We start from the raw sequence: 12815 nt of genomic DNA on the forward strand, positions 1-12815 counted from the left end.
AAGCCCGTGAATATTATTGCCATTATGGGGCCACACGGCGTCTTTTATAAGGATGAGCCCATCAAGGAGCTGGAGCAGGCCCTGCAGTCACGCGGCTACCAGTTGATCTGGCCGCACAACAGCGCTGACTTGCTGAAGTTCATTGAGCATAACCCGCGTATCTGTGGCGTGATCTTCGACTGGGATGAATACGACCTGGAGCTGTGCAGCGATATCAATAAGCTGAATGAATATCTCCCGCTGTATGCGTTTATCAATACCCACTCGACCATGGATGTCAGTGCCCAGGATATGCGTATGGCACTGTGGTTTTTCGAATACTCCCTCGGCGTGGCTGAAGATATTGCGGCCCGCATTCAGCAATATACCGGCGAGTATCTGGATAACATCACGCCGCCATTTACCCGGGCGCTGTTTACCTATGTGAAGGAAGGGAAGTACACCTTTTGCACGCCGGGCCATATGGCGGGAACGGCCTATCAAAAAAGTCCGGTAGGCTGTCTGTTCTATGATTTCTTTGGCGGCAACACGCTGAAAGCCGACGTATCGATTTCGGTTACCGAGCTTGGTTCGTTGCTGGATCATACCGGCCCGCATCTGGAAGCCGAAGAGTACATCGCCCGTACCTTCGGTGCCGAGCAGAGTTACATGGTGACCAACGGCACCTCGACGTCAAACAAAATCGTCGGCATGTATGCCGCCCCGGCCGGGAGTACGTTACTCATTGACCGGAACTGCCATAAGTCGCTGGCCCATCTGCTGATGATGAGCGATGTCGTGCCGCTCTGGCTGTCGCCCACGCGTAACGCGCTTGGGATCCTGGGGGGAATTCCGCGCCGTGAATTCACTCACGCAGCCATCGAAAATAAGGTCGCGGCGATCCCGGGGGCAAGCTGGCCGATCCACGCGGTGATCACCAACTCCACCTATGACGGGCTGCTGTACAACACCAACTGGATCAAACAGACGCTGGATGTCCCCTCGATCCATTTTGATTCCGCGTGGGTTCCCTATACCAATTTCCACCCCATCTATGCCGGAAAAAGCGGGATGAGCGGTGAACGCGTGCCGGGCAAGGTGTTTTTCGAAACGCAATCGACGCACAAAATGCTGGCTGCGTTTTCCCAGGCCTCGCTTATTCATATCAAAGGTGAATACGACGAAGAGACGTTTAACGAAGCCTTTATGATGCACACCACCACCTCACCAAGTTATCCGCTGGTGGCCTCTATTGAAACAGCGGCGGCGATGTTGCGCGGCAATCCGGGCAAGCGTCTCATCAATCGTTCTGTTGAGCGCGCGCTGCATTTCCGCAAAGAAGTGCAGCGGTTAAAAGATGAAGCTGACGGATGGTTCTTTGATATCTGGCAGCCGGATGAGATTGACGAGGCCGAATGCTGGCCGGTCGCGCCGGGTGAAGACTGGCACGGCTTCCGTGATGCCGATACCGACCATATGTTCCTCGACCCGGTAAAAGTGACGATCCTGACGCCGGGCATGGATGAACAGGGCAACATGAGCGATGAAGGCATTCCCGCCGCGCTGGTGGCGAAATTCCTTGATGAGCGCGGCGTGGTGGTGGAGAAGACCGGACCGTATAACCTGCTGTTCCTGTTCAGCATTGGGATTGATAAAACCCGCGCGATGGGTCTGCTGCGCGGTCTGATGGAGTTTAAGCGTGCGTACGATCTCAACCTGCGGGTGAAGAATATGCTGCCGGATCTCTACGCCGAAGATCCTGACTTTTATCGCAATATGCGTATACAGGATCTGGCTCAGGGGATCCACAAGCTGATCCGCCAGCACGATCTGCCGCGCCTGATGCTGCAGGCGTTTGACGTCTTGCCTGAGATGAAACTAACCCCGCACAACGCCTGGCAGCGCCAGGTGAAAGGGGAGGTGGAAACCGTTGAGCTGGAAAATCTGGTGGGACGCGTATCGGCCAACATGATCCTGCCCTATCCGCCGGGCGTTCCGCTGTTGATGCCAGGGGAGATGATCACCGAAGAGAGTCGGGCGGTGCTCGATTTCCTGCTGATGCTCTGCTCTGTCGGGCGCCACTATCCGGGCTTCGAGACGGATATCCACGGTGCGAAACGTGATGAGCATGGGGTTTACTGGGTGCGAGTCCTAAAATAAAGGTAGCCGCTTGCAAGGTGCGGGTTTTCGGTTGTAACGTTCAGGGATCATAAAAAGGAGAAGCTATGCTGGGTTTAAAACAGGTTCACCATATTGCGATCATTGCCACCGATTACGCGAAAAGTAAGGCTTTCTACTGCGACATTCTGGGCTTTACGCTGTTAAGCGAAGCGTATCGCGTGGAGCGCGACTCCTGGAAAGGCGATTTAGCGTTAAACGGACAATATGTGATTGAACTGTTTTCTTTTCCTTTTCCGCCTGCGCGTCCATCCCGTCCGGAAGCCTGCGGCCTGCGCCATCTGGCTTTTAGCGTGGATAATCTTGATCGTGCGGTAAAACACCTGGAAGAGCATGGCGTGAAGTGCGAAGCGATTCGTGTCGATCCGTTTACCGGTAAGCGGTTTACTTTTTTCAACGATCCGGACAGCCTTCCGCTGGAGCTTTACCAGCAGTAAGCGCCATCCTGTGTGATAATGCCCGCTCAGTTCGGGCATTTTTTATGTGTAATTCTCTATGACCCTACCCGCTATTGCACAAGCCGTTTCACCGTACCGCCAGTTGCTGGTGGGATTTAGCGGTGGACTGGATTCCACTGTGCTGCTTCATCGCCTCAAACTCTGGCGCGACCAACAACCTGATATTCAGCTCCGGGCGATGCATATCCATCACGGGCTGAGTCCGCACGCCGATGCCTGGGTGTCGCACTGTGAAGCGGTGTGCTCGGCCTGGGGGATCCCGCTGGTGATTGAACGGGTGATTCTCAGGAACGAGGGGCTGGGGATTGAAGCCCAGGCGCGTAAGGCGCGCTATGCTGCGTTTGCCGCGGCATTACAGCCAGGCGAAGCGCTGGTCACAGCACAGCACCTGGACGATCAATGCGAAACCTTTTTGCTGGCGCTAAAACGGGGAAGTGGCCCGGCGGGGCTCTCCGCCATGCCTGAACGCTCTGATTTTGCCGGGACGCAATTATTGCGTCCGTTGCTTGGTGAGACACGCGCATCGCTGGAAGCCTGGGCGCGGGAATACCAGCTGAGCTGGATCGAAGATGAAAGCAACCAGGACGATAGCTACGACCGTAACTTCCTGCGTCTGCGCGTTGTACCGCTACTGACCGAACGCTGGCCGCATTTTGCTGACGCAACAGCAAGAAGCGCCATGCTGTGTGCCGAACAGGAGAGCCTGCTGGATGAGCTGCTGAGAGAACAACTGGCTGAAGTGATTTCCGTAAACGGGGCGCTGGCGATTGCGCCGCTGGAGGCGATGAGTCCGGTTCGTCGGGCCGCACTGCTGCGCCGTTGGCTGGCCTCTCACCATGCAACAATGCCATCGCGTGCCATGCTGGGACGTATCTGGGACGAAGTCGCCCTGGCGCGGGAGGATGCGACGCCGTGTGTGCACCTGAACGGTTTTGACGTCAGGCGCTTTAAAGGAGAGCTCTGGTGGGTTAAATCGATCCCCTCGCTTACGGACGTGGTGCTCGACTGGCCGTCGCATGATGAGCCGCTGGTATTGCCCTGTGATATCGGAAGCCTGTCTTTGCTGACGCCCGGCCATGTACGTTTACCGAAAGCCGATGAACCGGTCAGCGTGCGCTTTAAGGCCGGCGGTATGCTGCACATTGTCGGACGTAACGGTGGAAGGAAGCTCAAAAAAATCTGGCAGGAGTGCAATGTGCCGCCCTGGTTACGAGATACCACCCCATTACTTTTCTACGGTGAAACGCTGATTGCGGCTGCAGGGGTGTTCATTACAGAAGAGGGGTGGGCAGATACGGGTGTGAGTCTGGAGTGGAAAGCGTAACGGGCAGCCAGGCTGCCCGTTAATGACATCAGGATTCGCTCACCACGACGGTGCCGATTTGCGGGTGGCTGAAGCTGGCAATTTTGTCCAGGCGTAGCTCACGCGTCGCACCGGCATCTTCCACTATCAGATATTCCACATTCTTGCGTGAAACCAGGTCGCTGGCTTTCGCCTTCAACACTTCGCCATCTTTTAACTCCAGCGTCAGTATTAAATGATGCTGGCAGGCGAGTTCGAGGTTGTCATAGTCATCACAATTGATGGGTTGATAAGTATCATTCATCGACATAATCGCTCACCAGTAAATTCGCCGCAGCATACGCTGCTTTTTCCCTGACCGATTCTGAAAGGCTCTCATCAGAGGCCACTTCATTAAGCACTTTCAATACACAGCCCAACGCATCCGGGACATACCCCAGATCTCCGCTGGCGATTTCCGCATACCGTTTGCGAATTAGCTCACAATAATTATTCACATCCCCTCCCGCCAGCGCACTGACTTACTGTGAGATATCATTAAGCCTACGAAGATAAACTCGGTTTAGCAAGGTGACTATACCATACTCATTTAAGCAATATCAGAGCCTTGATGGCGCCGTATTCATCACGGCGTAACAGCCTTTTGCCGCTGTTTTCGCTACAATGTGCGCCTGATTCGAAAGGAGTTCTCCCATGGCGCTGAAAGCGACAATTTATAAAGCGGTGGTCAATGTGGCTGACCTTGACCGCAACCAGTTTCTGGATGCGTCACTGACGCTGGCGCGTCACCCCTCTGAAACCCAGGAGCGCATGATGCTGCGCCTGCTGGCATGGATTAAATATGCCGACGAGCGTCTGCAGTTTACCCGTGGCTTAAGTGCAGAAGACGAGCCAGAAGCCTGGCTGCGCAACGATCATCTGGGTATCGATTTATGGATTGAACTCGGCCTGCCGGATGAACGTCGCCTTAAAAAGGCGTGTACCCAGTCTGCGGAAGTGGCGCTATTCGCGTATAACCAACGCGCTGCGGAAATCTGGTGGCAGCAAAACAAGAGCAAGTGCGGACAATTTAAAAACCTCACGGTCTGGTATCTGGATGATGAACAACTGGCGCACCTGAGCGAGTTCGCCAGCCGGACGATGGTGCTGCAGGCGACGATTCAGGATGGCGCGATCTGGCTTTCTGACTCTCAGAATAATCTGGAAATTCATTTGACGGCGTGGCAGCCTGCGTCATGATTGTGTTGCCCCGCAACGTCAGCATTCCCGACAATGAGCTGGAGATCACTGCCATCCGCGCTCAGGGAGCCGGAGGGCAGCATGTTAACAAGGCTTCAACGGCTATCCATTTGCGCTTTGACATTCGGGCCTCAAGCCTGCCAGAGTATTATAAGGAAAGTCTGCTCGCCGCCAGCCATCACCTGATCACCAGTGACGGTGTCATTGTGATCAAGGCGCAGGAGTACCGTAGCCAGGAGTTAAACCGGGAAGCCGCGATTGCCAGGCTGGTGGCGGTGATAAAAGAATTAACTGCGGTGCAAAAAAGCCGTCGGGCAACGCGACCAACCCGCGCATCGAAAGAGCGTCGGTTGTCGTCGAAGGCCCAAAAATCCACAGTGAAAGCACTACGCGGTAAAGTTCGTCGCCCTATGGATTGACGAAAAGGAACACTATTTTCATAAGGAATTCATTGTGAAAAAAACATTATGGTCAGCGCTGGCAGTGAGTACGCTCTTTGCGCTTTTCGGGTGTAACAACCGTTCGGAAACGCAGGTCCTGCAGCCAACGCAGAATGAAGAATTAAAACCAATGCAGCAGAGCTGGCGCGGTGTACTGCCTTGTGCCGACTGTGAAGGCATTGAGACATCACTGTTCCTGCAAAAAGACGGTACGTGGGTCATGAATCAGCGTTATCAGGGCGCGAAAGAGCCCTCCTCTTTTGCGACTTACGGGACATGGGCACGCACGGCCGAGAAGCTGGTGTTGACAGATACGAGCGGTGAGAAAACGTATTTCCGCGCCAAGGGCGAGGGGATGGAGATGCTCGACCGTGAAGGCAACCCGATTGAATCCCAGCTCAACTATACGCTGGCACCGGTGAAAGCGGCTCTGCCGGCCACGCCGATGCCGATGCGGGGCATGTATTTCTATATGGCTGATGCAGCCATCTTTACAGACTGCTCAACAGGTAAGAAGGTGAGCGTGGCGAATAACGCTCAACTGGAGCGGGATTATGCAGTCGCGCGCGGCAATGACAGCAAGCCGGTATTACTGACGGTGGACGGTCACTTTACGCTGGAGCCAAACCCGGATAGCGGCGAGTTGGTGAAAACCCTGGTGGCAGATAAAGACGCGAAGTTCGCGGCAGGTAAAGACTGTAATAGCAAATAACGCTGGCTTTGCGCCATGAAAAAACCCCGCTTAGGCGGGGTTTTTCTTATTTAACCTTTGATGGCTTTCACCAGGTAATCAAGGATATCACCGGTCTTGATCATCTGTTTTTCGCCGCTACGACGGTATTTATATTCAATCTCGTCGCTGTCGAGGTTACGGTCACCGATAACGATGGTGTGAGGAATACCAATCAGTTCCATATCAGCAAACATCACGCCCGGACGCTCTTTACGGTCGTCCATCAGCACTTCGATACCCTGCGCGCGCAGCTCTGCGTACAGTTTCTCAGCCAGCTCCTGCACACGGTAAGATTTGTGCATGTTCATTGGCAGGATCGCCACCTGGAACGGCGCGATGTTATCCGGCCAGACAATGCCACGCTCGTCGTAGTTCTGCTCAATCGCCGCAGCCACCACGCGCGTTACCCCGATACCGTAGCAACCCATGGTCAGGATCTGGTTACGGCCATCTTCACCCTGAACGGCAGCGTTCAGCGCACGGGAATATTTATCACCCAGCTGGAAGATGTGGCCCACTTCGATGCCGCGTTTAATCATCAGGGTACCCTGACCATCCGGGCTTGGATCACCGGCGACGACGTTGCGGATATCCGCCACTTCTGGCGTTGCCACATCGCGATCCCAGTTGATGCCGAAGTAGTGTTTGCCATCAATGTTAGCGCCGGCGGCGAAGTCGCTCATCGCAGCGACCGTGCGGTCAATCACAACAGGCACTGGCATATTCACCGGACCCAGTGAACCTGGGCCTGCGTTTACGACGGCGCGGATTTCCGCTTCCGTTGCAAAGGTCAGTGGGCTGGCAACCTGTGGCAGCTTCTCTGCTTTCACTTCGTTCAGCTCGTGGTCACCGCGAACCAGCAGGGCAACCAGCGGGTATGCACTACCTTCTGTGGATTTCACCAGCAGCGTTTTAACGGTTTTTTCGACTGGCAGAGCAAACTGCTCAACCAGCTCGGCAATGGTTTTTGCGTTCGGCGTGTCAACCAGCGTCATTTCCTGGGTTGCCGCAGCACGCGGTTCTTTTGGTGCCAGTGCTTCAGCAAATTCAATGTTCGCTGCGTAGTCAGAGGAATCAGAGAAGATCACATCGTCTTCACCGCTCTGCGCCAGAACCTGGAATTCATGGGACGCGCTACCACCGATAGAGCCGGTATCGGCCTGTACAGCACGGAAATCCAGACCCATGCGGGAGAAGATTTTGCTGTAAGCCTCGTACATTTTGTCGTAGGTCTCTTGCAGAGATTCCTGAGACGTATGGAAAGAGTAGGCATCTTTCATCAGGAATTCGCGAGAACGCATAACGCCGAAACGTGGGCGAACTTCGTCACGGAACTTGGTCTGGATCTGGAAGAAGTTCAACGGCAGCTGTTTGTAAGAGCTCAGCTCATTACGAATCAGATCGGTAATCACTTCTTCATGCGTCGGGCCGAGGACGAACGGACGCTCGCCACGGTCAACGAAGCGCAGCAGTTCCGGGCCATATTGCTCCCAACGGCCGCTCTCTTGCCACAGGTCAGCGGGCTGAACCACGGGCATGGACACCTCGATAGCACCGGCGTTGTTCATCTCTTCACGCACGATGTTTTCGACTTTTTTCAGGACGCGCACGCCGGTCGGCAGCCAGGTGTACAACCCGGAGGCCAGCTTGCGGATCATCCCGGCGCGCAGCATCAGCTGATGGCTTATGACTTCGGCGTCGGCAGGTGTCTCCTTCAGAGTGGAGAGCAGATATTGGCTAGTACGCATGTTGTTACGGTTCCATTTCGACGATTGGAACAGGCTGAAACACCAGCCTGACACAAAAAAAGTGGTTTAGTTTACCAGTGTGGCAAAGATGCCAAAAGAGAGGAAAAGAAAATTACCTGGGTTCCAGGGCAAACACTTCAAAACCGGTCTCCGTCACGCGCCAGCGGACATTAAAATCCAGCAGCCAGACGGCGTAGGTTTTCCCGGCTTCCTCTTCTTTACGGTAGGCTGGACGCGGGTCCTGTGCCAGTACTTCTACGATAAAGTCCCGCAAACGGGGATAGCGCTTTTCCAGTTGGCCAAGTTGCGTCAGTAGCGCTGGCGTGAAGTGAACCGGCATGTCCGCCTGCGGTGCTTGTTGGGCATAGCTGGCCCTGGCATCCGGTAAAGCTTCGGCAAAAGGCAGATAGGGTTTGATGTCGATAACCGGCGTGCCATCAACCAGATCAAGGCTGCCTAACTCCAGTATCACCTGATCTTTCTGACAGCGTATGCCCTTCAGCTCAACCAGCGACATGCCGATCGGGTTTGGACGAAAGGTAGAACGGGTTGCGAATACCCCCATCCTGGCATTTCCGCCAAGACGAGGAGGGCGCACCGTGGGACGCCAGCCACCGTCCATTGTCTGGTGAAACACAAACACAACCCATAAGTGGCTGAACGCCTCGAGCCCGCGTACCGCATCGGCCTGATTATAGGGGGCAACCAAGTGAAGTTCACCGCCACCGCTGGTGACCAGACCTGGCTGGCGTGGCACGGCAAACTTCTCTTTGTAAGGAGAGCGGATAACGCCTATCTGTTCGAACTGAAATGCACTCATTTCGCCGAAATGGTCAGCGCCGAACCAATACATACCGCCTGACGATAGCAACCTGGTGTACCGCTGGTGACTTCACAGCTGTGCAGCAGTACCGCGTTGGCTTTCATTTTGGCCGCGTTGATCTGCATACGCTTACGGGCTGTTGGAATGTTGGGTGGGGAGTCCTGGTTGGTTGCCTGACAGGATTCACCGCTCACCTCACCCAGTTCACGGAAAGGCTTGCCCACAAGTTCGTCGGCTTTGGTAATGATACGTACCGGCGCAGGGCGAGGCGCTTTAGGTTTTACGGGCTCTGCTTTTGGCGGGGTTGCAGTGCTTTGAACGGGTTCAACTGGAGATCTGCTTAGCATAGAACAGCCGCTCAGCATCAGTGCTAAAAGACAGATCGGTAAAGCACGCATAATAATTCCTCAATGGATAATCAAAACGTCAGATATTGAATCAGTTGACTGCACAAATGACAAGACGGGCAGAAGCCCGTCTTGATGATATTACACTGAGGTGAGATTACCAGCCTTTAACCGCGCCACCGTTAAACACTTTGTTGGCTTCCTGGTAAACTTCGTCAGACTGATAAGCCTGAACGAATTTCTTCACGTTTTCCGCGTCTTTGTTGTCTTCGCGAGTCACGATCAGGTTAACGTACGGGGAATCTTTGTCTTCAACAAAGATACCGTCTTTTGCCGGGGTCAGGCCAATCTGGCTGGCGTAGGTGGTGTTGATCACCGCGAGTGCAATCTGCGCATCGTCCAGAGAGCGCGGCAGCTGTGGCGCTTCCAGCTCAACAATTTTCAGATTTTTCGGGTTCTCGGTCACGTCGAGAACGGTCGGCAGCAGGCCAACACCGTCTTTCAGTTTGATCAGGCCCACTTTCTGCAGCAGCAGCAGGGAACGGCCCAGGTTGGTTGGATCGTTTGGCACCGCTACCTGAGAGCCAGGCTGCAGTTCGTCCAGCGATTTAATTTTTTTGGAGTAGCCCGCGATTGGGTAAACGAAGGTGTTACCCACAGCAACCAGTTTGTAACCGCGATCCTTGATCTGCTGATCCAGATACGGTTTGTGCTGGAAGGCGTTGGCGTCGATATCGCCTTTGCTCAGCGCTTCGTTCGGCAGTACGTAATCGTTGAAGGTGACCAGTTCAACGTCGAGGCCATACTTCTCTTTTGCCACTTTCTGAGCGGTTTCAGCAACCTGCTGTTCCGCACCCACGATAACGCCCACTTTAATGTGGTTTGGATCTTTTTCGTCCTGACCACAACCCACCAGTGCCAGAGAGCCGATCAGCGCGCCTGCTGCTGCGAAGGTCTTTAATTTAAACGCCATGTTTTTATCCTTAACTCGTCGAGTTTGTGTTGTGTGTAACGTTATTTGTGCGTAACAGCCCGGACGATGCGATCGCCAGAGAACTGGATAAGATAAACCAGTACTACCAGCAATATCAGAACGGTATTCATTACGGTCGCGTTATATCCAATATAGCCGTATTGGTAACCAATTTGACCTAAACCGCCAGCGCCAACCGCACCGCCCATTGCGGAATAACCCACCAGGGTGATAAGCGTAATGGTCGCCGCGTTAACCAGGCCTGGCAGTGCTTCCGGCAGCAGAACCTTGCGTACGATCTGCATCGGCGTGGCACCCATCGCACGGGAGGCTTCGATCAACCCGGTTGGAATTTCCAGCAGGGCGTTTTCAACCATACGCGCGATAAATGGCGCAGCGCCGACCGTCAGTGGAACGATGGCTGCCTGCAGACCGATAGAGGTACCGACAATCACGCGGGTGAATGGAATCATCCATACCAGCAGAATAATGAATGGGATAGAACGGAAGATATTCACCAGCGCAGAGAGCGTGCGGTACAGCTTCGCGTTCTCAATGATTTGACCCGGACGTGTTACATACAGCAGTACGCCGACCGGCAGGCCAATCACAAAACCAAAGAAACCGGATACAAAGGTCATTGCCAGCGTTTCCCAAACGCCGCGAACCAGCAGCCACATCATCGGCTCAGACATAACCCAGTACCTCTATTTTTACGTGATGTTCTTGCAGCCAGGCAATTGCCGCCTGGGTTTCTTCTTGGGTGCCGTGCATTTCCGTCAGCATGATGCCGAACTTCACGCCGCCGGCGTAATCCATCTGCGCGCTGATGATATTGTTGTTCACATTGAAGCGGCGCGCGGTTTCGGAAAGCAGCGGCGCATCGACGGACTGACCGGTGAACTCCATACGCAGCATCGGAACGCTGTCTGCCGTAGGTTCTGTTTTCAATCGCTCCAGATAATCTTCCGGAATGTCCAGATGCAGTGTGGACTGAATAAATTGCTGCGCCAGTGGGGTCTTCGGATGCGAGAACACTTCACTTACCGTGTCCTGCTCTATCAGTTCACCGTTGCTGATCACGGCAACACAGTCACAGATGCGTTTTACGACATCCATCTCATGCGTAATAAGGAGGATCGTCAGGCCGAGACGACGGTTAATGTCTTTCAGCAGTTCCAGAATAGAACGTGTGGTGGCCGGGTCTAACGCGCTGGTGGCCTCATCGCACAGCAGCACTTTGGGGTTGCTTGCCAGCGCACGGGCAATGGCCACACGCTGCTTTTGTCCGCCGGAGAGATTGGCCGGATAGCTATCATGTTTATCACCCAGACCAACGAGATCCAGCAGTTCGGTTACGCGACGCTTAACCTCGTCTTTAGGCGTGTTGTCGAGCTCCAGCGGTAAGGCAACGTTGCCGAACACCGTGCGTGAGGCCAGTAAGTTAAAGTGCTGGAAGATCATGCCGATCTGGCGACGCGCTTTAGTCAGTTCTTTTTCTGAGAGCGCGGTCAGTTCTTGTCCGCCAACTTCTACGCTGCCCTGGGTTGGGCGCTCAAGCAGGTTAACACAACGGATCAGTGTACTTTTACCTGCACCCGATGCGCCAATGACGCCATAAATCTGACCAGCAGGAACATGCAGGCTGACATTGTTCAGCGCCTGAATGGTTCGGTTCCCCTGCTGGAACACTTTGGTGATATTGGAAAGTTTAATCATTAGATTATTTTTATCGTATGTAAGTTAGCCGTGGCATTTTCTTCTGCCAGATACGGGTGATGACCGTAAACAAAACGGATGTTAAGGCATCCAGACGTCTAAATCAATCCAACTCTGTGCGATGAGCACTTTATTGCGCTGCGATTCATGAGATACTAGCTGAACATGCCTTTTTCAGGAGCAAACCGGTGGCAAAATCAGTACCCGCAATTTTTCTCGATCGTGATGGCACCATTAATGTCGATCACGGTTATGTCCATGAGATTGATGAGTTCGAGTTTATCGAAGGCGTAATCGATGCCATGCGCCAGCTGAAAGAGATGGGCTATGCGCTGGTGGTTGTCACCAACCAGTCTGGCATTGCACGTGGCAAATTCACCGAAGCGCAATTCGAAACGCTGACGGAATGGATGGACTGGTCACTTGCTGACCGCGGTGTTGATCTTGATGGCATCTACTATTGTCCGCATCACCCGCAGGGAACCGTAGAAGAGTATCGCCAGACCTGTGATTGCCGTAAGCCGCATCCGGGAATGTTTATCTCGGCGCAGGAATTTCTGCATATTGATATGGCCGCTTCTTATATGGTGGGCGACAAACTGGAAGATATGCAGGCGGCAACCGCGGCGGGTGTGGGTACCAAAGTATTAGTTCGCACCGGCAAGCCCGTGACGCCTGAAGCAGAGACTGCAGCGGATTGGGTGATTAATAGTCTGGCCGAGCTGCCTGAAACGATTAAAAAGCACCAAAAATAGACGTTTTGGCGAAAAGATGAGCGGTTGAAATGAAAATGCATATTTCCGCTTGTCATTCCCCGGCGGCTGCCTATAATGCGCCTCCATCGACACGGCGGATGTGAATCACTTCACAAACAG

At 53.9% G+C, this 12815-nt stretch carries 15 protein-coding genes; 7 read left to right on the forward strand and 8 right to left on the reverse strand.

Going from position 1 to position 12815, the window contains the following annotated elements; genetic code table 11:
- Positions 1-6: 6 nt before the first annotated feature.
- The 3 genes from EKN38_RS10400 (at position 7) to tilS (ending at position 3939) form a co-directional block, all read left to right on the forward strand.
- On the forward strand, positions 7-2139 hold the full coding sequence (locus EKN38_RS10400; protein WP_014830719.1) for a lysine decarboxylase LdcC: 2133 nt from the start codon (positions 7-9) through the stop codon (positions 2137-2139).
- Positions 2140-2204: 65 nt separating this feature from the next.
- Entirely contained in the window at positions 2205-2594 is a 390-nt protein-coding gene (locus EKN38_RS10405) for a VOC family protein (protein WP_014830720.1), read from the forward strand.
- Positions 2595-2652: 58 nt separating this feature from the next.
- On the forward strand, positions 2653-3939 hold the full coding sequence (gene tilS / locus EKN38_RS10410; RefSeq protein ID WP_014830721.1) for a tRNA lysidine(34) synthetase TilS: 1287 nt from the start codon (positions 2653-2655) through the stop codon (positions 3937-3939).
- A 28-nt stretch (positions 3940-3967) separates the two neighbouring features.
- Here tilS and rof read toward each other — a convergent pair whose 3' ends face one another.
- Complete coding sequence (gene rof / locus EKN38_RS10415) at positions 3968-4228, reverse strand: Rho-binding antiterminator (protein WP_014830722.1); 261 nt, start codon at positions 4226-4228, stop codon at positions 3968-3970.
- The gene (locus tag EKN38_RS10420) at positions 4215-4415 is read right to left on the reverse strand and encodes a YaeP family protein (protein WP_008501889.1); all 201 of its coding nucleotides are present in this window, start codon (positions 4413-4415) and stop codon (positions 4215-4217) included. Before EKN38_RS10420 ends, rof begins: the two co-directional genes overlap by 14 nt.
- Positions 4416-4611: 196 nt before the next feature.
- Between EKN38_RS10420 and EKN38_RS10425 the strand changes: the two genes are divergently transcribed.
- Genes EKN38_RS10425 through nlpE form a run of 3 tightly spaced genes read left to right on the forward strand, consistent with a single transcriptional unit; the run spans position 4612 to position 6309 of the window.
- The gene (locus EKN38_RS10425; protein ID WP_014830723.1) at positions 4612-5157 is read left to right on the forward strand and encodes a YaeQ family protein; all 546 of its coding nucleotides are present in this window, start codon (positions 4612-4614) and stop codon (positions 5155-5157) included.
- Positions 5154-5576 (forward strand): alternative ribosome rescue aminoacyl-tRNA hydrolase ArfB, encoded by a 423-nt coding sequence (gene arfB, locus EKN38_RS10430; protein ID WP_014830724.1) that lies wholly within the window; start codon positions 5154-5156, stop codon positions 5574-5576. The genes EKN38_RS10425 and arfB overlap by 4 nt, the downstream gene beginning before the upstream one ends.
- 34 nt (positions 5577-5610) lie before the next feature.
- On the forward strand, positions 5611-6309 hold the full coding sequence (gene nlpE, locus EKN38_RS10435; RefSeq protein ID WP_014830725.1) for an envelope stress response activation lipoprotein NlpE: 699 nt from the start codon (positions 5611-5613) through the stop codon (positions 6307-6309).
- A 50-nt stretch (positions 6310-6359) separates the two neighbouring features.
- Here the strand turns inward: nlpE and proS are convergent, their stop codons facing one another.
- The 6 genes from proS to metN all read right to left on the reverse strand — a co-directional run bounded on the left by proS (position 6360) and on the right by metN (position 11940).
- The gene (proS, locus tag EKN38_RS10440; RefSeq protein WP_014830726.1) at positions 6360-8078 is read right to left on the reverse strand and encodes a proline--tRNA ligase; all 1719 of its coding nucleotides are present in this window, start codon (positions 8076-8078) and stop codon (positions 6360-6362) included.
- 112 nt (positions 8079-8190) lie between these two features.
- Complete coding sequence (gene tsaA, locus EKN38_RS10445) at positions 8191-8898, reverse strand: tRNA (N6-threonylcarbamoyladenosine(37)-N6)-methyltransferase TrmO (RefSeq protein ID WP_014830727.1); 708 nt, start codon at positions 8896-8898, stop codon at positions 8191-8193.
- The gene (gene rcsF / locus EKN38_RS10450) at positions 8895-9299 is read right to left on the reverse strand and encodes an Rcs stress response system protein RcsF (RefSeq protein WP_014830728.1); all 405 of its coding nucleotides are present in this window, start codon (positions 9297-9299) and stop codon (positions 8895-8897) included. Before rcsF ends, tsaA begins: the two co-directional genes overlap by 4 nt.
- A gap of 106 nt (positions 9300-9405) precedes the next feature.
- Complete coding sequence (metQ, locus tag EKN38_RS10455; protein ID WP_014830729.1) at positions 9406-10221, reverse strand: methionine ABC transporter substrate-binding lipoprotein MetQ; 816 nt, start codon at positions 10219-10221, stop codon at positions 9406-9408.
- A gap of 41 nt (positions 10222-10262) precedes the next feature.
- On the reverse strand, positions 10263-10916 hold the full coding sequence (locus EKN38_RS10460) for a methionine ABC transporter permease MetI (protein WP_014830730.1): 654 nt from the start codon (positions 10914-10916) through the stop codon (positions 10263-10265).
- Positions 10909-11940 (reverse strand): methionine ABC transporter ATP-binding protein MetN, encoded by a 1032-nt coding sequence (metN, locus tag EKN38_RS10465; protein ID WP_014830731.1) that lies wholly within the window; start codon positions 11938-11940, stop codon positions 10909-10911. The genes EKN38_RS10460 and metN overlap by 8 nt, the downstream gene beginning before the upstream one ends.
- Positions 11941-12128: 188 nt before the next feature.
- Between metN and gmhB the strand changes: the two genes are divergently transcribed.
- Positions 12129-12695, forward strand: coding sequence for a D-glycero-beta-D-manno-heptose 1,7-bisphosphate 7-phosphatase (gene gmhB, locus EKN38_RS10470; RefSeq protein WP_014830732.1), 567 nt, complete (start codon positions 12129-12131; stop codon positions 12693-12695).
- The last annotated feature ends 120 nt before the right edge of the window (positions 12696-12815 follow it).

The sequence above is a fragment of the Enterobacter sp. WCHEn045836 genome (assembly GCF_003965585.1).
Classification (GTDB): Bacteria; Pseudomonadota; Gammaproteobacteria; order Enterobacterales; family Enterobacteriaceae; genus Enterobacter; species Enterobacter dissolvens.